The 258-nt window shown below is 56.6% G+C and carries 1 protein-coding gene; it reads right to left on the bottom strand.

Annotation, left to right across the window (positions count from 1 at the left end):
- Positions 1 to 208 (bottom strand): hypothetical protein (locus AC1RPG_RS08855; protein ID WP_481762617.1); only part of this gene is annotated, 208 nt, incomplete at its 3' end.
- Positions 209 to 258 lie beyond the last annotated feature (50 nt).

Genomic DNA, 258 nt, shown 5'->3' with positions numbered 1-258 from the left:
ACGTGGAATCTGTGCGTGTCCCTTGTTTTTGGTACGCACACTGGATCGTGTCCTCCAGCGACGCAATGATATCGACCAAAGTGCTGGGGTCCACCTCAGCCAGCGCGTGCTTGATGCCACGGCGGTCGCCAAGGTCCTCGATCACGGCCAGCGCCGCTACATGCGCCCAACCACGCGTATCCTTGTGATCGGCCAGTGCTCGCTCCACATTGAGTTCTGCATCACTCTTAATTACTGCCTCCCGTGTATTTCAAAATC

The sequence above is a fragment of the Dellaglioa sp. CoH-57-MRSF-18 genome (assembly GCF_056781995.1).
Note: the sequence above shows the minus strand (reverse complement) of the source record. Positions and strands in the feature narration are given on the sequence as shown.